This window comes from Mesorhizobium sp. P2_B11, assembly GCF_056404855.1.
The window spans coordinates 286,821-311,951 of record NZ_JBFUDF010000003.1 but is presented as its reverse complement, the minus strand read 5'-3'; the positions used below and the strand labels follow the sequence as shown (position 1 = coordinate 311,951).

Annotated in this window: 23 protein-coding genes and 1 other RNA gene; 2 read left to right on the top strand and 22 right to left on the bottom strand. The window is 64.0% G+C overall.

Translation table 11 applies throughout. The features are described from left to right. Positions 1-175 precede the first annotated feature (175 nt). The 17 genes from lpxC to mraZ form a co-directional block, all read right to left on the bottom strand. On the bottom strand, positions 176-1,123 hold the full coding sequence (gene lpxC, locus AC1DYJ_RS10035; protein WP_477280474.1) for a UDP-3-O-acyl-N-acetylglucosamine deacetylase: 948 nt from the start codon (positions 1,121-1,123) through the stop codon (positions 176-178). Positions 1,124-1,395: 272 nt separating this feature from the next. Beyond that, positions 1,396-3,048, bottom strand: coding sequence for a cell division protein FtsZ (gene ftsZ, locus AC1DYJ_RS10030; protein WP_477280473.1), 1,653 nt, complete (start codon positions 3,046-3,048; stop codon positions 1,396-1,398). A 66-nt stretch (positions 3,049-3,114) separates the two neighbouring features. Beyond that, positions 3,115-4,422: a cell division protein FtsA gene (gene ftsA, locus AC1DYJ_RS10025; RefSeq protein WP_477280472.1), complete on the bottom strand. Its 1,308-nt coding sequence runs from the start codon at positions 4,420-4,422 to the stop codon at positions 3,115-3,117. Then, entirely contained in the window at positions 4,419-5,360 is a 942-nt protein-coding gene (locus AC1DYJ_RS10020) for a cell division protein FtsQ/DivIB (protein WP_477280471.1), read from the bottom strand. The genes ftsA and AC1DYJ_RS10020 overlap by 4 nt, the downstream gene beginning before the upstream one ends. Then, positions 5,348-6,274: a D-alanine--D-alanine ligase gene (locus AC1DYJ_RS10015; RefSeq protein ID WP_142865401.1), complete on the bottom strand. Its 927-nt coding sequence runs from the start codon at positions 6,272-6,274 to the stop codon at positions 5,348-5,350. The genes AC1DYJ_RS10020 and AC1DYJ_RS10015 overlap by 13 nt, the downstream gene beginning before the upstream one ends. Positions 6,275-6,583: 309 nt before the next feature. Then, positions 6,584-7,549, bottom strand: a complete 966-nt coding sequence (gene murB / locus AC1DYJ_RS10010; RefSeq protein WP_477280470.1) for a UDP-N-acetylmuramate dehydrogenase — start codon at positions 7,547-7,549, stop codon at positions 6,584-6,586. Continuing rightward, on the bottom strand, positions 7,546-8,952 hold the full coding sequence (gene murC, locus AC1DYJ_RS10005) for a UDP-N-acetylmuramate--L-alanine ligase (RefSeq protein ID WP_477280469.1): 1,407 nt from the start codon (positions 8,950-8,952) through the stop codon (positions 7,546-7,548). The genes murB and murC overlap by 4 nt, the downstream gene beginning before the upstream one ends. Further along, positions 8,952-10,076, bottom strand: a complete 1,125-nt coding sequence (gene murG / locus AC1DYJ_RS10000) for an undecaprenyldiphospho-muramoylpentapeptide beta-N-acetylglucosaminyltransferase (protein WP_477280468.1) — start codon at positions 10,074-10,076, stop codon at positions 8,952-8,954. The genes murC and murG overlap by 1 nt, the downstream gene beginning before the upstream one ends. Position 10,077: 1 nt before the next feature. After that, positions 10,078-11,229, bottom strand: coding sequence for a putative lipid II flippase FtsW (gene ftsW / locus AC1DYJ_RS09995; RefSeq protein WP_112560384.1), 1,152 nt, complete (start codon positions 11,227-11,229; stop codon positions 10,078-10,080). Next, on the bottom strand, positions 11,229-12,629 hold the full coding sequence (murD, locus tag AC1DYJ_RS09990) for a UDP-N-acetylmuramoyl-L-alanine--D-glutamate ligase (RefSeq protein WP_477280467.1): 1,401 nt from the start codon (positions 12,627-12,629) through the stop codon (positions 11,229-11,231). Before murD ends, ftsW begins: the two co-directional genes overlap by 1 nt. A gap of 8 nt (positions 12,630-12,637) precedes the next feature. Next, entirely contained in the window at positions 12,638-13,720 is a 1,083-nt protein-coding gene (gene mraY, locus AC1DYJ_RS09985) for a phospho-N-acetylmuramoyl-pentapeptide-transferase (protein ID WP_477231526.1), read from the bottom strand. A 19-nt stretch (positions 13,721-13,739) separates the two neighbouring features. Further along, complete coding sequence (locus tag AC1DYJ_RS09980) at positions 13,740-15,173, bottom strand: UDP-N-acetylmuramoylalanyl-D-glutamyl-2,6-diaminopimelate--D-alanyl-D-alanine ligase (protein ID WP_477280466.1); 1,434 nt, start codon at positions 15,171-15,173, stop codon at positions 13,740-13,742. Beyond that, positions 15,170-16,624 (bottom strand): UDP-N-acetylmuramoyl-L-alanyl-D-glutamate--2,6-diaminopimelate ligase, encoded by a 1,455-nt coding sequence (locus AC1DYJ_RS09975; RefSeq protein WP_477280465.1) that lies wholly within the window; start codon positions 16,622-16,624, stop codon positions 15,170-15,172. Before AC1DYJ_RS09975 ends, AC1DYJ_RS09980 begins: the two co-directional genes overlap by 4 nt. 54 nt (positions 16,625-16,678) lie before the next feature. Continuing rightward, a complete protein-coding gene (locus tag AC1DYJ_RS09970; protein ID WP_477280464.1) occupies positions 16,679-18,403 on the bottom strand; it encodes a peptidoglycan D,D-transpeptidase FtsI family protein in 1,725 nt (574 codons plus the stop codon). 14 nt (positions 18,404-18,417) lie between these two features. After that, a complete protein-coding gene (gene ftsL / locus AC1DYJ_RS09965) occupies positions 18,418-18,810 on the bottom strand; it encodes a cell division protein FtsL (protein WP_477280463.1) in 393 nt (130 codons plus the stop codon). 4 nt (positions 18,811-18,814) lie between these two features. Next, positions 18,815-19,831, bottom strand: coding sequence for a 16S rRNA (cytosine(1402)-N(4))-methyltransferase RsmH (rsmH, locus tag AC1DYJ_RS09960; protein WP_477280462.1), 1,017 nt, complete (start codon positions 19,829-19,831; stop codon positions 18,815-18,817). After that, a complete protein-coding gene (gene mraZ, locus AC1DYJ_RS09955; protein ID WP_477280461.1) occupies positions 19,828-20,286 on the bottom strand; it encodes a division/cell wall cluster transcriptional repressor MraZ in 459 nt (152 codons plus the stop codon). Before mraZ ends, rsmH begins: the two co-directional genes overlap by 4 nt. On the opposite strand from mraZ, the gene AC1DYJ_RS09950 reads away from it, so the two are divergent. Further along, complete coding sequence (locus tag AC1DYJ_RS09950; RefSeq protein WP_477280460.1) at positions 20,285-20,581, top strand: hypothetical protein; 297 nt, start codon at positions 20,285-20,287, stop codon at positions 20,579-20,581. The genes mraZ and AC1DYJ_RS09950 overlap by 2 nt on opposite strands. 111 nt (positions 20,582-20,692) lie before the next feature. Then, positions 20,693-21,808, top strand: coding sequence for a cystathionine gamma-lyase (locus AC1DYJ_RS09945; RefSeq protein WP_477280459.1), 1,116 nt, complete (start codon positions 20,693-20,695; stop codon positions 21,806-21,808). 62 nt (positions 21,809-21,870) lie between these two features. Here the strand turns inward: AC1DYJ_RS09945 and rnpB are convergent. From rnpB to AC1DYJ_RS09920, 5 genes are all read right to left on the bottom strand, one after another. Beyond that, positions 21,871-22,268, bottom strand: an RNA gene (rnpB, locus tag AC1DYJ_RS09940) — RNase P RNA component class A. Positions 22,269-22,318: 50 nt separating this feature from the next. Further along, the gene (locus tag AC1DYJ_RS09935) at positions 22,319-23,023 is read right to left on the bottom strand and encodes a lytic transglycosylase domain-containing protein (RefSeq protein WP_477280458.1); all 705 of its coding nucleotides are present in this window, start codon (positions 23,021-23,023) and stop codon (positions 22,319-22,321) included. A gap of 195 nt (positions 23,024-23,218) precedes the next feature. Further along, the gene (locus tag AC1DYJ_RS09930; RefSeq protein WP_477280457.1) at positions 23,219-23,977 is read right to left on the bottom strand and encodes an N-acetylmuramoyl-L-alanine amidase; all 759 of its coding nucleotides are present in this window, start codon (positions 23,975-23,977) and stop codon (positions 23,219-23,221) included. Then, positions 23,974-24,693, bottom strand: coding sequence for a TerB family tellurite resistance protein (locus tag AC1DYJ_RS09925; protein ID WP_477280456.1), 720 nt, complete (start codon positions 24,691-24,693; stop codon positions 23,974-23,976). Before AC1DYJ_RS09925 ends, AC1DYJ_RS09930 begins: the two co-directional genes overlap by 4 nt. Before the next feature lie 212 nt (positions 24,694-24,905). Beyond that, positions 24,906-25,106 carry a hypothetical protein gene (locus tag AC1DYJ_RS09920; protein ID WP_454574879.1) on the bottom strand — a complete coding sequence of 67 codons (201 nt, stop codon included), beginning with the start codon at positions 25,104-25,106 and terminating at the stop codon, positions 24,906-24,908. Between the last annotated feature and the right edge of the window lie 25 nt (positions 25,107-25,131).

Here is a 25,131-nt window from a genome sequence, read left to right as displayed (position 1 = left end):
TAATCGACGGCAGCAGCCATAAACCATAACTGCCTAGCCCAGCAACGCTATGTCTAGCCAATCGCACATTTTTGTGGCGGCTTGGTGTTGCCCCTAAAGCTATGTGCTTTCGCCGGCCGGTGATGCATCCGCGCAACACCAACCAGCGCTCAGAAAGCCAGAAAATCGTTAAGAATCAGATCACCCAGGGCGCGAAGACAGGCCCGGTGACGGCGCTCATCTCGGCCGTGCGGCCGCGCTCGCGGCGCGTGGTCTCGACGACCTCGAAGGCCGAACGGTCGGACAAAAGCCGCCGCAAAGCCGCCGCGTTCATCCGATGACCGCCGCGATAGGAGCGGAAGCAGCCGATGAAGCGGGCGCCGGCCAGCGCCAGGTCGCCCATTGCGTCCATCGTCTTGTGGCGGGCGAACTCATTGGGATAGCGCAGGCCGCCCATGTTGATCACCCGGTTGTCGTCGCCGATCACCAGCGAGTTCTCCAGCGAGGAGCCCAGCGCGTAGCCGGCCGCCCACAGCCGCTCGACATCCTTCATGAAACCGAAGGTGCGCGCGCGTGCAATGTCCTGACGGAAGACATCGGGGTTGATGTCGGAGGCAAACAGCTGACGGCCGATCGCCGGGCTTTCGAAATCGATCTCGATCTCGAAACGGGTGCCGCTATAGGGCCTGAATTCGGCCCAGGAGGCGCCGTTCTCGATGCGGACCGGCTTGACCACCCTGATGTAGCGGCGCTTGACCGCCAGCGTCTCGATACCGGCCTGGTCGATGGCTTCCACGAACGCCACCGCGCTGCCGTCGAGGATCGGAACCTCGTGGCCATCGATCTCGATGACGATGTTGTCGATGCCGAGCCCGAAGAGCGTCGCCATCAGATGCTCGACGGTGGCGATATGCTCGCCTGCCGGATCACCAAGCATGGTGCAGAGATCGGTCGCGCCGACTTCGGCGACCAGCGCGCGGAATTCGCGGCTCTCGCTTCCGGTCGAAAGCTGGAAGACGACGCCGGTGTCGGCATCCGCGGGGAGGAAATTGACGGTGACCGGTTTGCCGCTGTGAACGCCGGTGCCTGTCAGCGTCGCACGCGATTTCAGTGTCGTCTGGTAGTCCTGCAAGACAAACCCCATAGCCCGTATGCCTAAGTCCGCTTTACCCCAAAAGGCGCGGCTCTTTGTAATCGGCAGGCAGGGCCAACTCCCCGAATCCCAGCACACCGAAAGTGCTGCGGCAAAGATAGTGGCCCGTCAGGGAGACTCCAAATCACGGTTTCTTACTCTGTGTAACCGCGACCTCCTGTGAGCGTCACATCGTAACGCCTTGTTATCAAACCACTTTAAGCGTTAACAGGCAAACGATTCTCTCGTCTGCCTGTTAACAAGTGTTACATACCGTTAACGGCTCAGTTGGCCTGGCGGCGCAGGAAAGCCGGGATCTCCAGTTGGTCGTCTTCCTGGGTCGACCTGGTCTGCGGCGTCAACCGGCCCTGATCGTCGAGCTGGCCGCGGCGCGGTGCGTAAAGCTGCGGATCCTGGCTGGCAAGGCGGCGCATTTCCGGCGCTGCCTGGCGCAGTTTCGGTTCGCGCGGCTGTGCTGGCTGCAACCGGGCCGGTTCTTCCTCGCGGCGCGTCAGGCCGTTGGTCAGCCGCTTGAGCAGCCCCATCGGCCCGCTGTTTTCATGATCGCTCGGCCTGCCCTTGGCTTCCACCTCGGCCTTCACCACCGGCGGAAAATCCTCCACCCGCGGCATGCGCTGCGGCGCGGCAGCCACCGGCTGCGGCATTTCCCTGAGCGGCGCCGGCTGCATCACCTGCTGAACGACAGGCTGCGGCTGAGCAGGCGGAGCCTGGAAGATCTTGCTCTGCGGGCGGAAATCTTCGGCCTGGCCCATCGGCACTGGGCGAGCCATTGCCGCCGCATTGGCTTCGGCAAGCTGGATCGCCTCGGCGACCGGATCGGCCGCGCGCTGCTCATAGGTCTGCTGGACCGGTGCTGGCCGGACGTCCGCGGCCGGAGCCGGACGGGCGACCGGCTTCTGCTGCGGCGGGACAGTGCGGATCGAGATCGGCACCGCGGCGATTTCGGCCGCCGACTTGTCGATGCCGGTGGCGACCACCGAGACACGGATGACGCCTTCGAGTTCCTCGTCGAAAGTGGCGCCGAGGATGATGTTGGCGTCCTGATCGACTTCCTCACGGATGCGGGTCGCGGCTTCGTCGACTTCGAACAGGGTCAGGTCGCGGCCGCCGGTGATCGAGATCAGCAGGCCCTTGGCGCCCCTCATCGAGGTCTCGTCGAGCAGCGGGTTGGCGATCGCTGCCTCGGCGGCGGCCATCGCGCGGCCCTCGCCCGAAGCCTCGCCGGTGCCCATCATAGCTTTGCCCATCTCGCGCATCACCGAGCGGACGTCGGCGAAGTCGAGATTGATCAGGCCTTCCTTGACCATCAGGTCGGTGATGCAGGCAACACCGGAATAGAGCACCTGGTCGGCCATGGCGAAGGCGTCGGCGAAGGTAGTTTTGTCATTGGCCAGCCGGAACAGGTTCTGGTTGGGGATGACGATCAGGGTATCGACGCATTTCTGCAGTTCCTCGATGCCGAGGTCCGCCGTCTTCATGCGGCGCTGGCCTTCGAAATGGAACGGCTTGGTGACGACGCCGACGGTAAGGATGCCTTTTTCGCGCGCCGCGCGGGCAACGACTGGAGCAGCACCGGTGCCGGTGCCGCCGCCCATGCCGGCGGTGACGAAGCACATATGGGTGTTGGAGAGGTGATCGATGATCTCATCGATGCACTCTTCCGCCGCCGCACGCCCGACTTCCGGCTGCGAGCCGGCGCCGAGGCCCTCGGTGACATGCGCGCCGAGCTGGATCAGCCGCTCGGCCTTCGACATGGTCAGCGCCTGCGCGTCGGTGTTGGCCACCACGAACTCGACGCCGCGCAGGCCAGCGGTGATCATGTTGTTGACGGCATTGCCGCCACCGCCGCCGACACCGAACACGGTGATCCGCGGCTTGAGCTCGGTGATGTCCGGCTTTTGCAGATTGATGGTCATTTTCTCCGTCCTTTGCCTTTCCCGCCGCTTCGCCGCCGCGGCCGCCTATGGGGCTGTCCCCGTCAATTAGAAACTGTCTCTCAACCACTGACTCATGCGATGCAGTTTTCCGCCCGTTCCGGTCATCCTGAGACCGGAAATTCCTTTCGCCGGATGGCTCTCGAAACTCGCCATCTGCGGATAGATCAGCAGTCCGACCGCCGTCGAGAACGCCGGCCCCTTGGCGGCTTCCGGCAGGCCCGCCACGCCGAGCGGGCGGCCGATGCGCACATTGCGTCCCAGAATCCGGCGCGCCGCCTCGGGCAGGCCCGCAAGCTGGCTGGCGCCGCCGGTCAGCACGACGCGTTTTCCCACGGCATTGCCGTAGCCGGACTTGTTCAGCCGGTCGCGCAACAGCTCCAGCGTCTCATCGATGCGGGCGCGGATGATGCGCGTCATCACCGAACGCGGGATCTGCAGCGGCATCTCGCCTTCCTCGCCGATCGGCTGGATCGAAACCAGGTCGCGATCGTCGGCACTGCCGGGCAGCGCCGAACCATGCATCACCTTCAGCCGTTCGGCGGCATCGAGGGAGGTTGACAGACCCTTGGCCATGTCCAGCGTCACGTGATTGCCGCCGATGGCAATGGCGTCGCCATGGACGAACTTGCCTTCCGAAAACACCGAGATCGTCGTCGTGCCGCCGCCCATGTCGATGCAGGCCGCGCCCATTTCGAGTTCGTCGTCGACAAGCGCCGCAAGCCCGCTGGCATAGGGCGTCGCCACCATGCGCTCGACCGACAGATGCGAGCGGTTGATGCAGAGCTCCAGATTGCGCAGCGGTGCGGCGTCGCCCGTCAGCACATGCATGTCGACGCCGAGCTGGTCGCCGACCATGCCGCGCGGATCGCGCACGCCGCGCTCGGCGTCAAGCGAAAAGCCGATGGGCAGCGAATGGATCACATCGCGCTCGGCCTTGAGCGCCTGCTTGGCGCCGGCGGCAAGCACGCGCTTGATGTCGGCCTCGTCGGCCTGATGGCCACCGAGGTTGATGGTGGCCGAAAAGGTTTCGCTCTTCAGCCGACCGGCCGTCATGTTGACGATCAGCGAGTCCACGGTCAGCCCCGCCATGCGCTCGGCAGCGTCGACGGACAGGCGGATGGCGTGCTCGGCGCGATCAAGATCGACGACCACGCCCGACTTCACGCCTTGCGATTTCTGATGGCCGATGCCGATCACCTGGATGCGGTGCGAACGGCCGCGCAACAGCTTGCCGTCCTCGCGTGGCTTCAGTTTCGCCACCACGCAGCAAACCTTGCTCGAGCCGACATCCAGCACGGTGAGCGTGCCGGAGCGGCGCGAAGAGGCATCGCTGTTGCCGCCAAGCCAGCTCATATCTTCGTCCCCGCCTTGCGCTTCAGATTCTGCGGCTTTTCGTTGAGTGCGGCCTGGCGCTGCGTCGCCGCTTCCGGCGTCAACTGCACCACGAGCCGATCGGAAATGCGCATGTCGACGGCGGCGATATCGCGCGTCAAAAGCCCATTGTCATGATCCATACGGACCAGATCGGCGATCGCCTGATCTTCGCCATCTTCGGGCAGCTTGACCGTGATGCCGTTTTCCAGCTTCAGGTCCCAGCGCCGCTCGCCGATGCGGATATAGCCCTTGACCCGCGCGGCAAGCTCGGGAAACTTCTGGATCTTGGCCACGAAGTCGGGCGCCTTGGCCGGCGCGCCGGTGCCGATGATCAGCGGCAGCAAAGCCTGCTTGCCGCCGGAGAACGGCGCGATCACCGCACCGTTTCGTTCGATGACCGAAAGCTCGGAACCCTGCTGCCAGAGCGCGAACGGCTCGCGCTCCTCGACGCGCACTTCCAGCGTATGCGGATAGACCTTGCGCACAGCCGCCACTTCCACCCAGGGCAGCGTATCGATGCGCTCGCGCGCGGCCTCGGCATCGAAGCCGATCAGCGACGTCCAGCCGTCGAGTTCAAGCCGGTCCAGTATGTCGATCTCCGAGGTCTGGCGGTTGCCCACCACCTTGATCTGGTCGACGGCAAAGCCGGTGCGCGCTGTGATGCCCTGGACGATGTCGTCGGCATGGCCGCCGAGAATGGCGCCATAGAGGCTGCTAGATGCGATGAGCGAAGCCGACAGGATGGCCGCCGAAAAGCGCGGCGCGACGAAGTCGCCGCCGCCCAGGCGCGCCAGCACACGCACCGGCCGGCGCAGCACGCGCGGCAGCACGAAATGGTCGAACGACAACGGCATACCGAACAGCGCCGGCCCGGCGCCGCCCCTGCCCTTGTCCTGTCCCCATTTCAACGCAGACACGAAGCGTCCTCCACCATCCAACTCAACAGATCGCCGAACGAATGCCCCGCTTGGGCGGCGATTTCAGGCACCAAAGACGTCGGCGTCATGCCGGGCTGAGTGTTGATCTCGAGCCAGACAATTTCGCCGTTTTCGGAGTGACGATCGTCATAGCGGAAGTCCGACCGGGAAACGCCCCGACAGCCGATAGCCAGATGTGCCTTGAGCGCCAGTGTCTGTATTTTTTGGTAAATATTCGGTGAAATTTTAGCAGGGATTTCGTGTTTTGATCCGCCGGCGACGTATTTTGAATCATAGTCGTAGAAGGAATGGCCGGTCGGAATGATCTCGCAGACGCCGAGCGCCACATCGCCCATGACGGCGCAGGTCAGCTCACGGCCATGGATGTAGCGCTCGACCATGACGGTCTCGCCATATTTCCAGTCGGACGAGCCGATGACCTGCGGCGGATGCGACTGCCCTTCATGCACGATGACGACGCCGAAGCTCGAGCCCTCATTGACCGGCTTGACCACATAGGGCGGCTTCATCGGATGCTTGTTCTGGATGGCGAAGCGGCTGGCAACCTTCGATTCCGCCACCGCAATGCCGGCAGCCTTGGCAACCTTCTTGGCCTGCTCCTTGTTCATGGCGAGCGCCGAGGCGAGCACGCCCGAATGGGTGTAGGGAATGGCCAGATATTCGAGGATGCCCTGGATGGTGCCGTCTTCGCCGAACGGGCCGTGCAGCGCATTGAAGACGACATCCGGCTTGAGCTCACCAAGCACGGCGCCGACATCGCGCGCCACGTCGACGCGAGTAACCTGGTAGCCTTCCTTCTCAAGCGCATCAGCACACGCCTTCCCCGAAGACAGAGACACGGGCCGCTCCGACGAGAATCCGCCCAGGAGGACAGCCACATGCTTGTTCTTCATATCCCGTCATCCCTCTCGGCGGGCCCGCAACCACGCATTCAGCGACCAGATGGAGTCCGAGTCTCCCGGCAGGTTGCCCCCCAGACGGAAAACGCGGTCGACGCGTCGAACGACTCAAATCAGGAAACGCTTTAGGGCAGAGAATCAGAGAGTTGATTCGCTGGCAAGTGCTTATGATTCCGACAGATTCACTTTCCGCGAAAACGGCGGCAAAAAGCGCGTTGTGAGTCTTTCGGGCAACGGTCACGCTGTCGTTTCAGACCGTTTGAAGTTCATGCATCACATTAACTTCAGCGTGCGCAAAGACCGCTACAGCAGTTGGCCGAGGAACTCCTGCACGGCGTGGCCGGGACGGAAATTGCCCAGGCGCTTGATTTCCCACTGCAGCCTTATGCCGGACTTTTCAAGCACGCGGGCACGCACCGTCTCGCCGAGATCTTCGAGGTCGTAGCCGGTCGCGGTTCCGGTGTTGATCATGAAGTTGCAGTGCATCGGCGACATCTGCGCGCCGCCGATCATCAGCCCGCGGCAACCCGCCCTGTCGATCTCCTTCCAGGCCGAGGTGCCTTCCGGATTCTTGAAGGTTGAACCGCCGGTCTTCTCGCGGATCGGCTGCACCGTCTCGCGATGCGTCTGGACGGCGTCCATCGCCGCCTTGATCGCCGCCTTGTCTTCCAAAACGCCTTCGAAAATGGCGGAGGTGAAAATCAGCCCGGCAGGTGCCGCGGAGTGACGATAGGCATAGCCCATGTCCTGATTGCTGAGTGTGTGGAGATTGCCCTTGCGGTCGAGCGCCCGCACCTCGACGACGCGCTCGCGCGTCTCGACGCCATTGGCGCCGGCATTCATCCTGAGCGCGCCGCCGATGGCGCCGGGAATGCCGTGATAGAAATGAAAGCCGCCAATGCCGGCTTCGTAGGCGACGGCCGCAACGCGCTTGTCGGGCGTCGCAGCGCCCGCCTTGATGCCGGTCGGCGAAATGACCTCGGCCTCGCCAAAGCCCTTGGCCGAAAGCCTGATGACGAAACCCGGAATGCCGCCGTCGCGCACCAGGAGATTCGAACCGACACCGACGACGGTGAGCGGGATGTCCTCCGGCACGGCGCGCAGGAAAGCGGCAAGGTCTTCCTCGTCGGCGGGCTGGAACAGCACCTCGGCCAGACCGCCGGCGCGAAACCAGGTGATCTTGTCCATCTCGGCGTTGGGCGTCAGCCGGCCGCGCAGGCCGGCAAGCCGGTCGCCAAGTCTGTCGATCAGGTCCTGGCCGCGCATCATGAGACGGTACCGCCGAGTTCCTTGGGCAGCGCATAGGCCCACTGGGTGATGTTGCCGGCGCCGAGGAAGACGACGAAATCGCCGGGCTTGGCCAGTTCGCGGATAATGGGTGCGATGGCCGGCGCACCGTCGATGTAGCGCGCGTCGCGGTGCCCGCCGGAGCGGATGCGCGACACCAGCTTCTCCGAGGTCACGCCGTCGATCGGCTCTTCGCCCGCTGCATAGACCGGCGCCACCATCACCGTGTCGGCATCGTTGAAGCAGACCGAGAATTCGCCGAACAGATCATGCAGCCGGGTGAAGCGGTGCGGCTGCGCAATGGCGATGACGCGGCCCTTGGTGGCGCTGCGCGCCGCCTTCAGCACCGCCGTGATCTCGACCGGGTGGTGGCCGTAATCGTCGAAGATCTCGACGCCGTCCCACGAGCCGGTATGGGTGAAGCGCCGCTTGACGCCGGCAAAGGACGACAGCCCCTTCTTGATCGCTTCGGCCGACAGGCCGAGTTCATGCGCGACGGCAATCGCGGCGGTGGCGTTGGAGACGTTGTGGCGGCCGGGCATCGGCAGCCGCAGGTCCGATATCGTCGTCTGGCCACCGGTCTTGCGGTCGCGGATCACCACGTCGAATTCGGAGGCGGCACCCGCCATGCGGTGGTTGGTGAAGCGCACATCGGCCTGGGCGTTCTCGCCATAGGTGATGACGCGGCGGTCCTCGATGCGGCTGACCAGCGCCTGCACTTCCGGGTGGTCGGTGCACATCACGCCAAAACCGTAGAACGGCACGTTCTCGACGAACTGGCGAAAGGCCTCGCGCACCTTGTCGAAGCTGCCATAGTGGTCGAGATGCTCGGGATCGATGTTGGTGACGACGGCGATTTCGGCCGGCAGCTTGAGGAAAGTGCCGTCGCTTTCGTCGGCTTCGACCACCATCCACTCGCCGTCGCCCATGCGGGCATTGGTGCCATAGGCGTTGATGATGCCGCCATTGATCACGGTCGGGTCGAGCCCGCCGGCATCGAGCAGCGTCGCCACCATCGAGGTCGTCGTCGTCTTGCCATGCGTGCCGCCGATAGCGACGGCCTGGCGAAAGCGCATCAGTTCGGCCAGCATCTCGGCGCGGCGCACGATCGGCAAAAGCTTTTCACGCGCGGCCTTCAGCTCCGGATTGGATTTCTTGATCGCGGTGGAGACGACCACCACTTCGGCTGCGCCGATATTCTCGGCCTTGTGGCCGACGAAACATTCGATGCCCTTATCGCGCAGCCGCTGCACATTGGCGCTGTCGGCCTGGTCGGAGCCCTGCACCTTGTAGCCGAGATTGTGCAGCACCTCGGCAATGCCGCTCATGCCGATGCCGCCAATGCCGATGAAATGCACAAGGCCGATGGTCTGCGGCATCTTCATCAATGCGTCCCTTTCCTGAAATCCGATACGGTTTTTCTGGACGCAATAGCCTCTGTGAGATCGGCGAGCAACCGTGCCGCGTTTGGCCGGCCGGCTGACTTTGCGCCGGCAGCCATCGCCGCCAGCCGCTCGGGACTGTCCATCAGCCCGCCAACAAGCGCCGCGATTAGCTCCGGCGACAGCGAGGATTGCGGATGCACCTCGCCGCCACCGGCTGCCGCAAGGGCGGCTGCATTGGCCGCCTGGTCATGGTCGAGCGCATAGGGATAAGGCACCAGCAGCGCCGGCCGGCCGATGACGGCGATTTCCGAGACCGTCGAGGCGCCGGAGCGCGAGATCACCAGATGCGCGGTGGCCATGCGCTGCGCCATATCGGTGAAGAATGGCGAGACCTCGACATGGACGCCAAGGGCCGCATAGGCCGTCTTCACCCGCGCCACGTCGTCGGCGCGCGCCTGCTGGGTGATCACCAGCCGCTTGCGTTGCGCCTCCGGCAGCAGGGCGATGGCCGCCGGCATGGCGTCGGAAAAGAACTGCGCGCCCTGACTGCCGCCGAACACCAGCAGCCGGAACGGCTCCTCGCCTTGCGATGCCGTGTATGGCGTCTTTGCCGCCTCCAGGATTGGCGGCCTGACCGGATTGCCCGTGATCACCGTCTTGGCGCCGGCAGCACTTTCATCTTCGGGCAGGAAGCCGCCGGCAATGGCATCGACGCGGCCGGACAGCGCCCGGTTGGCGCGGCCCATCACCGCGTTCTGCTCATGGATCAGCGTCGGCACCTTGCGCCGTGTCGCGGCATAGAGCGGCGGCAAGGTCGGATAGCCGCCGAAGCCGACAACCGCATCAGGCTTGATCCTGCCGATCACAGCGGAAGCCTGCCGCACGCCGCGCCAGATCTTCCAGAAGGCGCCAAGCAGGGCGACGGGGTTTTTCGAGCCCATCGTCGCCGACTGGATCGGATGGATGGCCGCGGCCGGGAAATGGCCGGCAAAGCGTTCGGCGCGATCGTCCGTCGCCAGATGCACGCTCCAGCCGCGCTCGATCAGCTCATGCGCCAGCGCCTCGGCCGGAAACAGATGTCCGCCGGTTCCGCCCGCGGCGAGAAGAATGACACCTCTCGCCATATCACTCCGCCGGCAAAGCGCGCTGCGACAGGGCAAAGCCCATCTGCTTGCGCTTTTCCGGGCGCTTGCGCGTCAGCGCCAGCACCATGCCCATCGAGATGGCAATGGCGATCTGCGAAGAGCCGCCATAGGAGATGAAGGGCAGCGTCATGCCCTTGGCCGGCATCAGCTGCAGGTTGACGCACATGTTGATGACCGACTGCAGGCCGAACACCGTGACCAGCCCACCGACGGCATAGCGGGTGAAATCGTCATGTTCCTTCAGCGCCGTATTGAGGCCGCGCAGCACGATGAAGGCGAAGATCGACATGATGAAGAAGCACATGATCAGCCCGAACTCTTCGCCGGCGACCGAGAACACGAAGTCGGCATGCGCGTCGGGGATGACGCGTTTGACCGTGCCCTCGCCCGGCCCAACGCCGAACCAGTGGCCGTTGATCAACGCCTCGCGGCCCATATCGACCTGGAACGTATCGCCTTCGCCAGTCAGGAACTTGTCGATGCGGGCGGCGACGTGCGGGAACACGGTGTAGGCGGCAAACAGGCCACTGGCGCCGGTGGCGCCAAGCGCGATGATCCACAGCCATGGCAGGCCGGCCATGAAGAACATGACGCCCCAGGTACCGGTCACCAGCATGGTCTGGCCGAGATCGGGCTGCGCCACCAGCAGCGAGATGACCAGGATCAGGAGCAGCATGGCAAACAGATTGCCGGGAATGTCGGGCTGGCGCTTGTGCTCGGCGAACAGCCACGCGCAGACAATGACGAAGGCTGGTTTTAGGAATTCCGACGGCTGGATCGACATGCCGACGAAGGACACCCAGCGCCGTGCACCTTTGACCTCGACGCCGATGTAGAGCACGGCCACCATCAGCACCAGCATGATGCACAATATGACCAGCGCCATGCGCCGGATCTGCCTGGATTCGAGGAAGGACACCGCCAGCATCACGCCGAGCGCCGGCACGGTAAAGATGATCTGCCTGGTGGCGAAGTGGAAACTGTCGAGGCCGATGCGTTCGGCCACCGCCGGGCTTGCCGCAAAGGAGAGCACGATGCCGAGGCCCATCAGCGACAGGAACGCCGCCAGGAACCAGCGATCGATCGTCCACCACCAGGTTGCAACCGGGCTTTTGTCGAGACGGCTTTGCATTATCGTGCCCCTCCGATGGGTTTCACACCCTCGATAGCATTCGCAGCTTGCCTGAAGGCTTCGCCGCGAACTTCGAAATTCTTGAACTGGTCGAAACTGGCGCAGGCCGGCGACAGCAGCACCACCACCTCGCCGCTATCGTCCTTGGCCGCATCGTTCGCCGCATGGTCGACCGCGGCGGCCAGCGTGCCAGAGATCTCGTAGGGTACGGCTTCGCCGAGCGTCGCCGAGAAGGCAGGCGCCGCCTCGCCGATCAGATAGGCCTTGGCGATGCGCGGGAAGAAGCCGCGCAGCGGTTCGATGCCGCCTTCCTTGGGCAGCCCGCCGGCGATCCAGTAGATGCGCGAAAAACTCGACAGAGCGGGTGCCGCAGCATCGGCATTGGTCGCCTTGGAATCGTTGACGAACAGCACGTGGTCCTTGCGGCCGACCTGTTCCATACGATGCGCCAGCCCAGGAAAGCTCTCGAGCCCCGCCTGGATCTCGCCGAGGCTCAAGCCGACCTTCAGGCAGGCGGCGACGGCGGCCAGCGCGTTCTGCGCATTGTGCTGGCCGCGCAGCGAACCGATGCCTTCAAGGAAGGCGACGCGGCTGTAGCGGCCGTGCACGGCTTCCATCAGGTCGGAGCCGTCGGCGAAATAGCCGTCGGTCAGCGGCAGCCGCTTGGAAATGCGGATCACCTGCCTGCCCGCCCGCTCCAGCCTGTCGGCGATCTGCGCGCACCAGCTGTCGTCGACGCCGACAATGGCCGTGTCACTGCCGGCCACCAGCCGCTCCTTGATCGAGGCGTAGTGCTGCATAGTGCCGTGGCGATCGAGATGGTCGGGCGTCAGATTGAGCAGGATGCCGGCCGTCGGGTTGATCGAGGGCGCCAGATCGATCTGGTAGGAGGAGCATTCGACGACATAGTGCCGGTCCGGCTGCGGCGGATCGAGCGTCATGATGGCACGGCCGATATTGCCGCCCATCTGCGTGTCGCGCCCGGCCGATTTCAGGATATGCGCTGTCAGCGCCGTGGTTGTCGATTTGCCATTGGTTCCGGTGATGGCAATGAACGGCGCTGTCGGCGCGCGCGCGATCCGCTCGCGGCAGAACAGTTCGATATCGCCGATCACCTCGACGCCGGCGCCGCGCGCGAGCTCGACAGTCCAATGCGGCTTCGGATGCGTCAGCGGCACGCCGGGCGACAGCACGAAAGCCGAGAACTTCGCCCAGTCGGCGCCGCGCAGATCGGCGGTAGCAATGCCCTGGCCTGCGGCCCTAGCGACGCTGTCGGGATTATCGTCCCAGGCCAGCACGTCGGCCCCGCCATCGATCAGCGCGCGCGCCGTGGCAATCCCCGAGCCACCGAGCCCGAAGAGCGAAACGCGTTTGCCCGAGAAGGATGCGGCGGGGATCAAGCGGGCTCCTATCTCAGCTTGAGGGTCGACAGGCCGACCAGCGCCAGGATGACGGCAATGATCCAGAAGCGGATCACCACCTGGCTCTCGGTCCAGCCGAGCTTTTCGAAATGATGGTGGATCGGCGCCATCAGGAAGACGCGCTTGCCGGTCATCTTGAAGTAGCCGACCTGGATGATAACCGACAGGATTTCCACGACAAACAAGCCGCCGACGATCACCAGAACGATCTCGTGCTTGGTGGCGACCGCGACGGTGCCGATCAGGCCGCCCATGGCCAGCGAACCGGTGTCACCCATGAAGATCGCCGCTGGCGGCGCGTTGAACCAGAGGAAGCCGAGGCCGGCGCCGATGACGGCGCCAAGCACGACAGCCAGTTCGCCGGTGCCGGGCACGAAATGAATCTGCAGATATTCGGCGAACACGGCGTTACCGGAGAGGTAGGCGATGACACCGAAGGACGCCGCCGCGATCATGATCGGCACGATCGCCAGCCCGTCGAGGCCGTCGGTCAAATTCACCGCATTGCCGGCGCCGACAATGACGAAGCAGGAGAACGGCACGAAGAACCAGCCAAGATTGACGATGAATTCCTTGGCGAAGGGGAAGGTCAGCGACGAGGAGAACGGCGCCTGGCCATTATGCATGATCACCCAGGCGGCGATGCCGGCGATGACGAATTCCAGCGCCAGCCGCGCCTTGCCGGAAAAGCCCAGATGCGACTGCTTCGTCACCTTGAGATAGTCGTCGTAAAAGCCGATCGAGCCGAAGCCCAGCGTCACCAGCAGCACCACCCAGACGTAGATCGAGGACAGGTTCGCCCATAGCAGCGACGAGCCGACAATGCCGCACAGGATCATCAGCCCGCCCATGGTCGGCGTGCCGGCTTTCTTGAAATGCGTCTGCGGCCCGTCGGCGCGGATCGGCTGACCCTTGCCTTGCCTGAGCCTGAGCGAATTGATGATGGTCGGCCCGAAGATGAAGACAATCAGCGCCGAGGTGATCAGCGCGCCGCCGGTGCGGAAGGTTATGTAGCGGAAGACATTGAAGACCGAGATCTTGTCCGCAAAATCGACGAGCAGTGTAAACATGCGATTTTCGTCCCCCGGACTAGTCCTGTTTCGTGCCTGCGGCCTCAGCCGGATATTTGCCGAGCAAGGCCTCGACCAGTTTTGAAAAGCCGATGCCTTTTGACGATTTGATCATGACGACGTCACCGGCCTTCAGCCCTGACAACAGCAGCGGCTTCAATTCTTCCGCACCAGCGCGGTATTCCGCAGCGATCTCGTCGGGCAAAATGTCGGCCAGAGCCCGCATTTCCGGGCCGCCGAGAAAGACCGTGTTTGTCCCTGTGCCGACGATCAGTTCGGCAAGCGCAGCATGCAACTTCGCCGAATGATCGCCGAGCTCGAGCATGTCGCCGAGCACGGCGATGCGCCGGCCCTCGCCCGTGACGGGCGTCGCGTTGAGCAGCGCCATGGCGGCACTCATCGATGCCGGATTGGCGTTGTAGCTCTCGTCGATCAGCGTGATCGGTCCCTTGGGGTGGCGCAGCACATGGCGCTTGCCGCGGCCGCGCTCGGCCGAGAGATCGGCCAACGCCGCGGCCACCTTGCCGATGTCGGCTTCAACGAGATGCGCCGCGCCGAGAACCGCCAGCACATTCTGCACCATGTGACGGCCGGGGGCGCCGATGCGAGCCGTCACCTCCTGCCCGCCGATCCTGGCGGTGATATCGGAATGATCGGCATGCAGCTCGCATTTGGTGAGCTTGTAGGTCGAGCGGGCGTTTTCGCCGAAGCCGAAGACATGTTCGACGCCGGCGGCGCGCGCCATTTTGTCGAGCAGCTTCCAGCGCCCGTCGTCGCGGTTGAGCAAGGCCGCGCCGCCGGGCTCGATGCCTTCAAAAATCTCGGCCTTGGCCTTGGCGATCTCGTCGAGGTTTTTGAAGAAGCCGAGATGCGCCGCGGCGATCAGCGTGACGATGGCGACATGCGGCCGGACCATCTTGACCAGTGGTCGGATCTCGCCGGGATGGTTCATGCCGATCTCGAACACCGCATAGTCGCAATCATCCGGCATGCGCGCCAAGGTCAGCGGCACGCCCCAGTGGTTGTTGAACGACTGCGCCGAGGCATGCACCTTGCCGATCGCCGACAGCACATGGCGTAGCGCTTCCTTGGTGGTGGTCTTGCCAGCCGAACCGGTCACCGCGATGATCTTCGCCTTGGACCGCGCGCGAGCGGCAACGCCAAGCTTCTCCAGCGCCGCCAGCACATCCTGCACGACGATCATCGGCGCCGTCAGCCGCCCGAGCGACGGCAACTTGCCCTCTGCGACGACCAGCACGCCGGCGCCGGCCTTGATCGCCGCGGTCGCGAAATCATGGCCGTCCATCGTCTCGCCCTTGATGGCGAAGAAAGCATCGCCCGGCTGCAGGCTGCGGCTGTCGATCGAAATCCCCGATATGCCTTCCGGCATCGGCCCGAGCGGCCGTCCGCCCATGGCGTCAACCAGCGCATCGGCGGTCCACAGCACGCTCATGCGGCCCGCTCCCGCAGTGCCGAGCGGACTTCCTCATGGTCGGAGAAAGGAAATGTCTCGGCGCCGATGGTCTGGCCTTCTTCATGGCCCTTGCCGGCAACGATCAGCGTGTCGCCGGCCTTGAGCATGGCCACCGCGTCATGGATCGCCTTGCGGCGGTCCCCGATCTCGATGGCGCCGGGCGCAGCCGCCATGATCGAGGCGCGGATGGTTTCGGGCACTTCCGAACGCGGATTGTCGTCGGTGACGATGACGACATCGGCCAGCCGCGTGGCGATTTCGCCCATGATCGGCCGCTTGCCTCGGTCGCGGTCGCCGCCGCAGCCGAACACGACGATAACGCGGCCGGTGGTGAACGGCCGCACCGCGGCCAGCACATTTTCCAGCGCATCCGGCTTATGGGCATAGTCGACATAGACCGGCGCACCATTGGCGGTCGCGCCGACAAGGTCGAGCCGGCCAGGTGCGCCCTGAAGTTTCTCCAATGCCATCAAGGCCTTGGCAACGGGCGTTCCAGTGGAAATCGCGAGACCCGCCGAAACCAGGGCATTGGCGATCTGAAAATCACCGGCCAGCGGCAGGTCGATCTCGTAAAGCACGCCGTCGGCTTCGACCTCGGCGCGCTGGCGGTGGCGCTCATGCTCGACCCGCTTCAGGCGCAAGAAATCGCCATGGCGGCCGACCGTCAGCACCTTGAGCCCTGCGGCCTGCGCTGCCTTTATTGTCGGCGCAGACCACGGATCGTCGGCAAAGATGATGGCCGGCGCGCCTTTCGGCAGCAGCGTGTCGAACAGGCGCAGTTTGGCGCGATGGTAGTCCTCGACCGTCGGATGATAGTCCATATGGTCGCGGCCGAGATTGGTGAAGCCGCCGGCGGCGAGCTTGACGCCATCGAGGCGGCGCTGGTCGAGACCGTGGCTGGACGCTTCCATCGAGGCATGGGTGACGCCGGCCTCCGCCAGTTCTTTGAGCAATTGGTGCAAAGCCACCGGATCAGGCGTGGTCAGCGAGCCATACTCGTTGCGGCCCGGCGCCACCACGCCGGTGGTGCCGATCGAAGCGGCGGCGAAACCCGCCTGCTCCCAGATCTGTCTGGTAAAGGCGGCGACCGACGTCTTGCCGGCGGTGCCGGTCACCGCGACCATGGTCTCAGGCTGCTTGCCGAAGAAACGTGCCGCGCTCAACGCCAGCGCCAGGCGCGGGTCCTCGACGCTGAGCACCGGAACGGACAGGCCGGAAACGGCGCTGGTCTCGCCCGTCACAACAGCCGCTGCACCGCGCTTTGCGGCGTCAGTGGCATAGGCGGCGCCATCCGCCTTGCTGCCGGCGAGCGCGAAAAAGACGACGCCCGGCTTTACCTGACGGGAATCCGACGAAATCCCGGTTACCTCCAGATCGCGGGACGCTGTTCCCTCGACAGGCAGGATACCGGCTAAATCTCTCAGGTGCATCGAACCCCGTTTATCTCAACAAAATAGCGCGCAGTTGCCGGCGCGCCCCAAGAATCACTGATAGGAAACCAGCGTTGCACCATTTTCATGGCTGAAATCTGGCTTCACGCCAAGCATGGCCGCTGCCCGCCGGATGATATTGCCGGCCATGACCCCCGCATTGTTGGCGGCAACGTCGGTCATCCCGGGCTTTTCCGGATGCGGAGCGTCGGCAATCGTAAACACCAGATATTGCGGATCGTCCATCGGGAAAGCGGCGACGAAGGTGTTGAAATTCAGTTCCTTCGAGTAGCGGCCATTGATGACCTTCTCGGCCGTTCCGGTCTTGCCGCCAACGCGGTAGCCAGGGGCCCTGGCGTTTCTGGCCGAGCCCTTCTCGGCATTGAGCGTGTAGAGGTAGCGCATGCCCTCCACCGTCTTTTCGCTGACCACTCTCTTGGCCACCGCCATGGCATCCTGCTCACTGCGGACCAGGAAAGTCGGCGGGATCAGGTAGCCCTGCATCAGCGCCGCGCAGCCGACAGCCGCCTGCAGCGGCGTCGTCGACACGCCATGGCCGAAGGCGATGGTGAAGGAGTTGACCTGTTTCCAGACCTTCGGTTCGGTCGGGCGGGCGACTTCAGGAAGTTCGGTCTGCATCCTGTCCAGAAGGCCGAGGCGATGCAGGAATTCGCGGTGCCCCTCGATGCCGACCAGCTCGGCCTCGCGGGCCGATCCGATGTTGGAGGAATAGAGGAACACTTCCGGCAGTGACAGCACGCGGTTCTTGCCATGGAAATCGTGGATGGCCTGATGGCCGACACGGATCGGATGCGACGCGTCGAAACGGCTGGTCATGTTGGCCTTGCCGGAATCGAGCGCCATCGCCGAGGTGAAGCTCTTGAAGGTAGAGCCCATTTCGTAGAGGCCGGCCGACATGCGGTTAAGCCGGTCCTTGTCTTGCGCATTAAAGGGATTGTTCGGATCGAAATCCGGCACCGAGGCCATGGCCACCACTTCACCGGTCTTGATGTTGAGCACGACGGCGCCGGCGCCCATGGCGCGGTAGCGTTCAAGGCCGGCGGCGATCTCGTCGCGCACCACATGCTGGACGCGCAGATCGATCGAAAGCTGCACCGGCTTCAGGTCCTTTGCCACCGCGAGCCCTGAGGCCTGCAAGTCGCTCAACCCCTGCTCGTCAATGTACTTCTCCATGCCGGAGATGCCCTGATTGTCGATGTTGGTGAGGCCGACAATGTAGGACGAGGTCACGCCGGCCGGATAGAAGCGGCGCTTTTCGGTGCGAAAGCCGATGCCGGGAATGCCGAGCTGCATGATGTCGGCCTGCTGCTTGGGCGTCAGCTGCCGCTGCAGCCAGACAAAGCCGGCGCCGCTCTTCAGCTTGTGGTAGGTCTGCTCGGGGTCGATATCGGGCAGAATGGTCGACAGCTTTTCGATCGCCTCGTCGGCATCGACGATGCGGCGCGGCTCGGCAAACAGCGATGCCGTCTTGATGTCGGTCGCCAGCACTTCGCCGTTGCGGTCGACGATATCGGGGCGCGAGGCCGTCACCCGGCTCTGCGGCCCGTTCGACATATCGGGGTTCTGGAAGCCGAGATAGACCAGCCGCCCGGCGATGGTCGAATAGATGCCGAAGAACACCGCCATCGTCATGATGATGCGGGTCTTGGCCTTGCCGCCGGTCGCCTTGCGCGCGCCTTCGACGACGATCGAGCCGTCCTCGCCGGTCCTTGCGCGCCGCTTCAGCAACCCACCGATCTTCGGAAGCTTGACGCTCATTGGGAACCCGACGCTCATTGGACGATGGCTCCGGTCACCACGGGATCCTTGCCGGCTGGCCCTTTGTCGGAATTGTCGGCCATGCCGCCAAGCCGCTGCGACGACAGGTCCTCGATGTTGAGCGGTTTTGCCGGAAGATCGTCGATCCCGACGATCTGACGCGCATTGACCGGCTCGAGCGCAAGCTGCGATTTGTAGGTTTCAGCCAGCTTCTGCAGGCGCGACGGCTGGGTCAGCAGGCTCCAGTCGGCCTTGAGCAGGTCGATCGTGTCCTCCTCATAGCGGATCTGCGCCTCGATCTTCTGAACCGAGGCCAGTTGTTCCTCGGCCTCGCGCTTGGCCTTGTAGGTGAAGGCCGCGGCCGAAACCATGACGGCGATCAGGACTATGTCGCTGGTTCGAAACAAGTGCTCACCTCTCTCGCGGCGCCTGGATGCCGGGAAGTTTTGGAAGGCCGAAAATCGAAAGGTCGCCGGCGCGCGCCGGCGCCTCGGTGCGGATAGCAGCGCGCAGCCTGGCCGAGCGGGCGCGCGGATTGGCAGCAACCTCGGCATCGCCTGCCGTCACGCCGCCACCAGCCTTGCGGAAGGTCGCGGTGCGGGCGTGCGCCTCGGGCAAATGACGTGAGCCGGTGGCGACGTCGGCGCGGTCGGCGATGAAGCGCTTGACGATGCGGTCTTCCAGCGAATGGAACGTCACCACGGCAAGCCGCCCGCCGGGCTTCAGCACGCGCTCGGACGCCACCAGCGCCTTGGCCAGTTCGCCAAGCTCGTCATTGACGAAAATGCGCAGCGCCTGGAAGACGCGGGTGGCCGGGTGGATCTTGTCCTTCGGCGCGCGGCCGATATGCGTCTCGATGGCATCGGCGAGGTCGAGCGTGCGCTCGAACGGGCGTTTTTCGCGGCGGCTCTCGATCATGCGGGCGATGCGGCCAGCGTTGCGCTCTTCTCCGAGGAAGCCAAAGATGCGGGCAAGGTCGCCCATCTTGAAAGAATTGACGACATCGGCGGCGCTCAAGCCCGCCTGCGCCATGCGCATGTCGAGCGGCCCGTCGGCGCGGAACGAAAAGCCGCGCTCGGCTTGGTCGACCTGCATGGAGGAAATGCCGATGTCGAGGACAACGCCGTCGGCGCTTTCGACCTGTTCGTCCAGCGTCGAGAACGGCGCCTGCACCAGCCTCAGCCTGCCGGCTAACTGCTGCTCCAGGCTGCGTCCCGCGGCAATGGCGTCCGGATCGCGATCGATGGCGACAACGGAGGCACCGCTTGCCAGGATCGCCTTGGTATAGCCGCCGGCGCCAAACGTGCCGTCGATGATCACATCGCCTTCTGTGGGCGCGAGCGCTTCCAGCACTTCGGCAAGGAGGACCGGAATGTGGCGGACCGATCCGCCAACGGCGCTGATATCATCGCCGTGATCTGCCATCATTCCGGTCGCTCCCCAGGCTTCGTCCCCTGCCGAAGCTGCAAAAGCCGGGCGCGCGCCTGCGCCCCATAGGCGGCAAGCCGCCCTGGTTCCCAAACTTGAAAGAAATTGCCGCGGCCGACGAAAGCCACTTCGCTCGTAATGCCCGTATGCTCGCGGATGAAATCGCTCATCGTGATGCGGCCGTCCTGGTCGAGCTTCAGGAACGCCCCGTCGCCATGGCAGAAGAACGACATGTCGTCTGCCGTCTGCAAAAATGGATCCTCCAGCGCGATGCGCTGCTCGTAGCGGTCGAGCAAATCGAGACCGCCGACATCCATCGCCGCGACATCCAGGCAACGCAACGCGTAGAGGTCGGAATAACCGCGCTTCTGCACGACCGCGCGGAAATGCGCCGGAACGGAGACCCGCCCCTTCGCATCGATCCTGTTCACCGCGCTTGACAGAAACCGGTCCATGACACGCTACAGCCGCTTCCGCCGCCGCACCCCTCTCCATGTTTTCGTCCGCGCCAGCGAGGCGCGTCCCCTGCCGAAAATCTGCTTCGGTCCCAACAGCAAAACCCGGCAAACGCACAGCCGCCGCGGCTGCCCGATTGGCGTACGCTTTACCCTGACGCGGAACGAAGGCTTTGGTATCGAAATGGGATATCATGGGGCACTATGGGCGTCAACGGGAACGGGCTTCACAATCGCGCGCGCCACAACCGGTGAGAGCAGCTTTGACGACGCTCCCGTCTTTATCTCCCATTAAGCCTAACGAACCGTTTAGAGCGGCTTGGCCCAACCGGAAGCGGCTTGCCGCGCATCGCCGCCACGCATAGCGTCGGCCCGTCTTTTCGCCCAGCAACAAGGTTTGAAATCCATGTCCGAAACAGCCAGGTCACGCGCGGCCTCCCTTGCCCATCTGCGTCGCGACGGGCTTGCCAAAGGCGATCCCATCCCTTTGCCGCTGACCATGGCCGCCATTTTCCACAACCCGGGCGATGGCGCCGGCTACAGTCAGTACGGCCGCTACAGCAACGCCACCTGGGATGCGGTCGAGCACATGCTGGCGCATCTGGAAGACGCCCCATGCGTCGGCTTCCCCTCGGGAATGGCGGCGATCTCGGCGGTGTTTTTCGGCCTGTTGAAATCCGGCGACCGCATCCTTTTGCCATCCGACGGCTATCACGCCACGCGAGCGCTGGCGGAGCGTTTCCTGAAGCCGTTCGGCATTAGCTATGATCTCAGGCCGACATCGACCTTTCTCGATGGTGGCTTCGACGGCTATCGGCTCGTCTACATCGAAACCCCGTCAAATCCGCGACTGGACATCTGCGACATCACAGCCGTCGCCGAGGCCGCGCATGGGACGGGCGCAATCGTCGTCGTCGACAACACGACGATGACGCCGTTCGGCCAGCGCCCGCTGGATCTCGGCGCAGACATCGTCGTTGCCGCCGACACCAAGGCGGCCAACGGCCACTCCGACGTGCTGTTCGGCCATGTCGCCAGCCGCGATCCCGACATCATCGCCGCCGTCACCGGATGGCGCGAGTTGGCGGGCGGCATTCCCGGACCGTTCGAGGCCTGGCTGGTGCATCGCGGCCTGGAGACGCTGGATGTGCGCTTCGATCGCATGTGCACGTCGGCGGAATTGATCGCGAAGCGCCTGAAAGATCATCGCGCCGTGAGCGGCCTGCGCTATCCCGGGCTGGAAGGCGACCCGTCGCACAACCTCGCCCGCGCCCAGATGGAGCGCTTCGGCTTCCTCGTCTCCTTCGAATTCGCCTCAGAGGGCAAGGCCGAGGATTTCATCAACAATTGCACGCTGATGCAGGCGGCGACATCCTTCGGCGGCGTCCACACCTCGGCCGAGCGGCGGGCCAAACGCGGCGATGCCGTGCCACCCGGCTTCGTGCGCCTATCGGTGGGTTGCGAACCGGTGGAAGAATTATGGCAGGCGATCGAGGCGTCGCTGGACAAGATCGGCGCTTGAATCGACAGGCGCGCCCGAGGGCGCAACCTGCTGATCTCAAAAGATCTTCGATTTCGCGGAAAATTGCCAGCTGGCCTGTAAGCCGGGTTTTGTATGGCCCTCACCCCTTGCGAGGCGAGAACGTGGCGGCCATTCATCTTGGACGCATGTTGCCATGCGTCTCACGCAACCTACCCGAACGGTGAGCCGGAAACAGCCCTCGAAGGTTTCCCCTCGCACCGTCCCTATTCGGTCTTGCTCCCGGTGGGGTTTACCGTGCCGCTCCTGTTGCCAGTCGCGCGGTGGGCTCTTACCCCACCCTTTCACCCTTACCCCGATAAATCGGGGCGGTTTGCTTTCTGTGGCACTTTCCCTGGGGTCGCCCCCGCCGGCCATTAACCGGCACCGTGTCTCCATGGAGCCCGGACTTTCCTCACCCGCAGCCTTTCGGCTTTGCGGGTGCGGCCGCCCGGCCAGCTGGCAGGGCGTATAAAGGGGTTCGCGTTCCAAAACGCAAACGAAAAAGAAGACTTATGCCGGCGATCCCAACGCAGCCATCTGCACCTTGACCTTGCCGCAATAGGCGGCCGACACCGGGTTCATCCGCGTCGCGGCATGGCCGGCATTGTATTTCAGGATGGTGCCGCAGGTCGTGCCGCCGCCGAGGTTACGCGCCATGGCGAGATACTTCATGCCGTATTTGATGTTGGTGTCGGGATCGAACAGGCCCTTGGTCGAACCGCTATAGCCCATCATCCGCGCCGTCGCCGGCTTGATCTGCATCAGGCCGATCTCACCGGCGCTGCCGACGATGTTGGGGCGATAATTGCTCTCGATCTTGATGACCGCCTTGGCCAACGACACCGGCACGCCTTCGGCCGCCGCATAGCGGGCAATGATCGCCGAATACTGGCCGCCGAGGGCCGCCGCCGCGGTCGACTCTGAAGCGGTGCTCGGGCGGATCGACGCGGTCGTCGTCAGGTCGATGCTCTTCCTGCCGCGCTTCAAATTCCTCTTGGCCGTCGCTTTTCTGACCTTCACCACGGCTGCCTTCTGCACTTTGGCAGTGGCTGTCCTCTTGGCTTTCGGGCTCGCTTTCGTCATGGCGGTTTTGGCGGGGGTGGCGATGAAGCCCTGGTCTGCCCTCTGGCTCAGTGGTGCGGCATCGGCCGCGCTGAAGGCAAAAGTCATCACGCCGGCAGCAATAGCTGCCGTTACAACGGTCAATTTCTGCATGTGGTCCTGTTCTGTCTGGGCCGCGCGAAGATCTTCGCGCAGCAACGCCTAATCAATATCGAAACATCCGGGGGGCTGAATGTCCGATAACTTGCACGCAACGCCTTTGAGGGCCGAATTGGTGTCGAACAAGGCGAGGCAATTCACTTTCAGTGACAGGCTGTAACTTAAAGACCCTGGAAAAGACTGTTTGGATTAGGCTGCCCTAACGGAAGCCAGCAGGCTTTGCAGCGTGCGGACCGTCGAGCCGTCGGCGACGCCATTTACCAGCCGCGGGCGGAAATGCCGCTGAAACGCTTCGACGACCATTTCGGTCTGGCGGTCGAAGGCGCCCGATATCTCCACGCCATAGCCGTAGAGCGCCAGCATCGACTGCAGCGCCTCGACCTCGCCGCCAGTATCGCCGGCTTTCAGCACCGGGCCGCGCCGGATCGGCGCCGCAGGCACGAGATGGCCGACCCCGGCCGCAAACAGCGCCTTCCAGGGGAATTTCTCGCCTGGGTCGATCTTGCGCCCCGGCGCGACGTCGGAATGGGCGAGCACGCGTTGAGCCGCGACGGAATGCCGCCTGATTATCCCTTTGCAAAGGCCAATCACCGCCTCGATTTGCCGCTTGGGAAAGGTCGAATAACCGAGCGTATGGCCCGGATTGACGATTTCGATGCCGACCGAGCAGGAGTTGATGTCGGTGCGCCCGAACCAGGAACTGGCGCCCGCATGCCAGGCGCGGTCGCTCTCGCGCACCATCTGGACGATGCGGCCATCCTCGTGGACCAGATAGTGTGAGGAAACCTCGCTGGCGGGGTCGCACAGCCAGGCTTCGGCCGCGGCACCCGTCGCCATGCCGGTATAGTGCAGCACGATCATGTCGGGTCTGAGCGCATCGCGCCGTGGGCCGAAATTCGGCGATACCCTGACCTCGGCGCCTGGCTCGTCGGGCAGGAAGCCGCTCATGCGTGCCTGAGGCCCCGCTCGATCATTTCATAGGCCGCGTTGATCGCCGCCACCCTGGTCGTCGCGATCTTGATGAATTCCTGCGGCAGGCCGCGCGCGATCAACCGGTCCGGATGATTGTCGGAGACCAGCTTGCGATACCGCTTCCTGACCTCCTCGAACGGCTTGCCGCGCTCGATGCCGAGCACGACATAGGGATCGCCGGCGCCGAGATTGACGTGCCTGGCCATGATCGCCTCGTAATGCACCTCGTCGATGCGGAAAATCTCGGCAATACGGTGCAGGAAGATGCCTTCGCGCTCATGCACCACCCCGTCGGCCTTGGCGATGTGGAACAGGCCGTCGAGTATGTCTTCCAGCATCATGCAGTTGGAATGGCCAGAGCCGCACATCTGCGCCATGCGCTCGGCATAGATTTCAAAGCCGGCAACGTCGCGCTTGGCCAGATCGTAGAGCCGCGCCACATTGCGGGTCTGGTCCCTCGGCACCTCGAAGATTTCCTGGAAGGCACGCACCTCGTTCTGGGTGACGATGCCGTCGGCCTTGGCCATCTTGGCCGAAAGCGCAATCATCGCGACCGAGAAGGCAACCTGTTTGCGCAGCTCGGCGTCACCAGAGAAAACAGTACGCACAGCCTCGACCACTTCGGCGACGCCCGAACTGGCTGAAGAAGAAACACGGGTGATGAACTCGCCGAGGCGATCCCAAATCGACATGAGCGCTTATTAGGGCCGCCGGCCATCGCTATCAAGCCGAGACAGTGCCGCAGGGTGGATCGATTTACGCAAACAACCGACGCGCCAGATCGCAAAGTGCTGGAATTAGCCGATCGTCGCCCCCGAAACCGCCCAGAGCGGCCCCTGAACGCAGGAAGGCCGGCGCGAAGCCGGCCTCCTCTCCCGTCACATCAAAGTGACCGAGACTGCTGCTACTGCGCGGGGGCGGCAGGAGCAGGTGTTGCCGGAGCCGGTTCTGCGGGCTTCGGTGCATCCGGCGTCACCGGCTTCATGGGCTCGGCGGCTGGCGGATTGGTGCTCTGGGTGGTGGTGTTATCCGTACCGCTGTCGCTGCAAGCTGCGACGCCCAGCAGGGCCAGGGCGGAAACGGAAGCAAGAATGAGCTTTTTCATGACATCTCTCCTTCAACACACGCTC

What these genes read in the sequence shown, in the direction of transcription:
- AC1DYJ_RS09935 (WP_477280458.1), bottom strand. Translation starts at nt 23,023, where the DNA reads ATGCAGAAATTGACCGTTGTAACGGCAGCTATTGCTGCCGGCGTGATG.
- mraZ (WP_477280461.1), bottom strand. Translation starts at nt 20,286, where the DNA reads ATGGACCGGTTTCTGTCAAGCGCGGTGAACAGGATCGATGCGAAGGGG.
- AC1DYJ_RS09970 (WP_477280464.1), bottom strand. Translation starts at nt 18,403, where the DNA reads ATGAGCGTCAAGCTTCCGAAGATCGGTGGGTTGCTGAAGCGGCGCGCA.
- AC1DYJ_RS09925 (WP_477280456.1), bottom strand. Translation starts at nt 24,693, where the DNA reads ATGTCGATTTGGGATCGCCTCGGCGAGTTCATCACCCGTGTTTCTTCT.
- lpxC (WP_477280474.1), bottom strand. Translation starts at nt 1,123, where the DNA reads ATGGGGTTTGTCTTGCAGGACTACCAGACGACACTGAAATCGCGTGCG.
- AC1DYJ_RS09975 (WP_477280465.1), bottom strand. Translation starts at nt 16,624, where the DNA reads ATGCACCTGAGAGATTTAGCCGGTATCCTGCCTGTCGAGGGAACAGCG.
- AC1DYJ_RS09930 (WP_477280457.1), bottom strand. Translation starts at nt 23,977, where the DNA reads ATGAGCGGCTTCCTGCCCGACGAGCCAGGCGCCGAGGTCAGGGTATCG.
- AC1DYJ_RS09980 (WP_477280466.1), bottom strand. Translation starts at nt 15,173, where the DNA reads ATGAGCGTGCTGTGGACCGCCGATGCGCTGGTTGACGCCATGGGCGGA.
- rsmH (WP_477280462.1), bottom strand. Translation starts at nt 19,831, where the DNA reads ATGATGGCAGATCACGGCGATGATATCAGCGCCGTTGGCGGATCGGTC.
- murB (WP_477280470.1), bottom strand. Translation starts at nt 7,549, where the DNA reads ATGATGCGCGGCCAGGACCTGATCGACAGACTTGGCGACCGGCTTGCC.
- murC (WP_477280469.1), bottom strand. Translation starts at nt 8,952, where the DNA reads ATGAAGATGCCGCAGACCATCGGCCTTGTGCATTTCATCGGCATTGGC.
- ftsZ (WP_477280473.1), bottom strand. Translation starts at nt 3,048, where the DNA reads ATGACCATCAATCTGCAAAAGCCGGACATCACCGAGCTCAAGCCGCGG.
- ftsA (WP_477280472.1), bottom strand. Translation starts at nt 4,422, where the DNA reads ATGAGCTGGCTTGGCGGCAACAGCGATGCCTCTTCGCGCCGCTCCGGC.
- murG (WP_477280468.1), bottom strand. Translation starts at nt 10,076, where the DNA reads ATGGCGAGAGGTGTCATTCTTCTCGCCGCGGGCGGAACCGGCGGACAT.
- AC1DYJ_RS09920 (WP_454574879.1), bottom strand. Translation starts at nt 25,106, where the DNA reads ATGAAAAAGCTCATTCTTGCTTCCGTTTCCGCCCTGGCCCTGCTGGGC.
- AC1DYJ_RS10015 (WP_142865401.1), bottom strand. Translation starts at nt 6,274, where the DNA reads ATGAAGAACAAGCATGTGGCTGTCCTCCTGGGCGGATTCTCGTCGGAG.
- mraY (WP_477231526.1), bottom strand. Translation starts at nt 13,720, where the DNA reads ATGTTTACACTGCTCGTCGATTTTGCGGACAAGATCTCGGTCTTCAAT.
- AC1DYJ_RS09945 (WP_477280459.1), top strand. Translation starts at nt 20,693, where the DNA reads ATGTCCGAAACAGCCAGGTCACGCGCGGCCTCCCTTGCCCATCTGCGT.
- AC1DYJ_RS09950 (WP_477280460.1), top strand. Translation starts at nt 20,285, where the DNA reads ATGACACGCTACAGCCGCTTCCGCCGCCGCACCCCTCTCCATGTTTTC.
- ftsW (WP_112560384.1), bottom strand. Translation starts at nt 11,229, where the DNA reads ATGCAAAGCCGTCTCGACAAAAGCCCGGTTGCAACCTGGTGGTGGACG.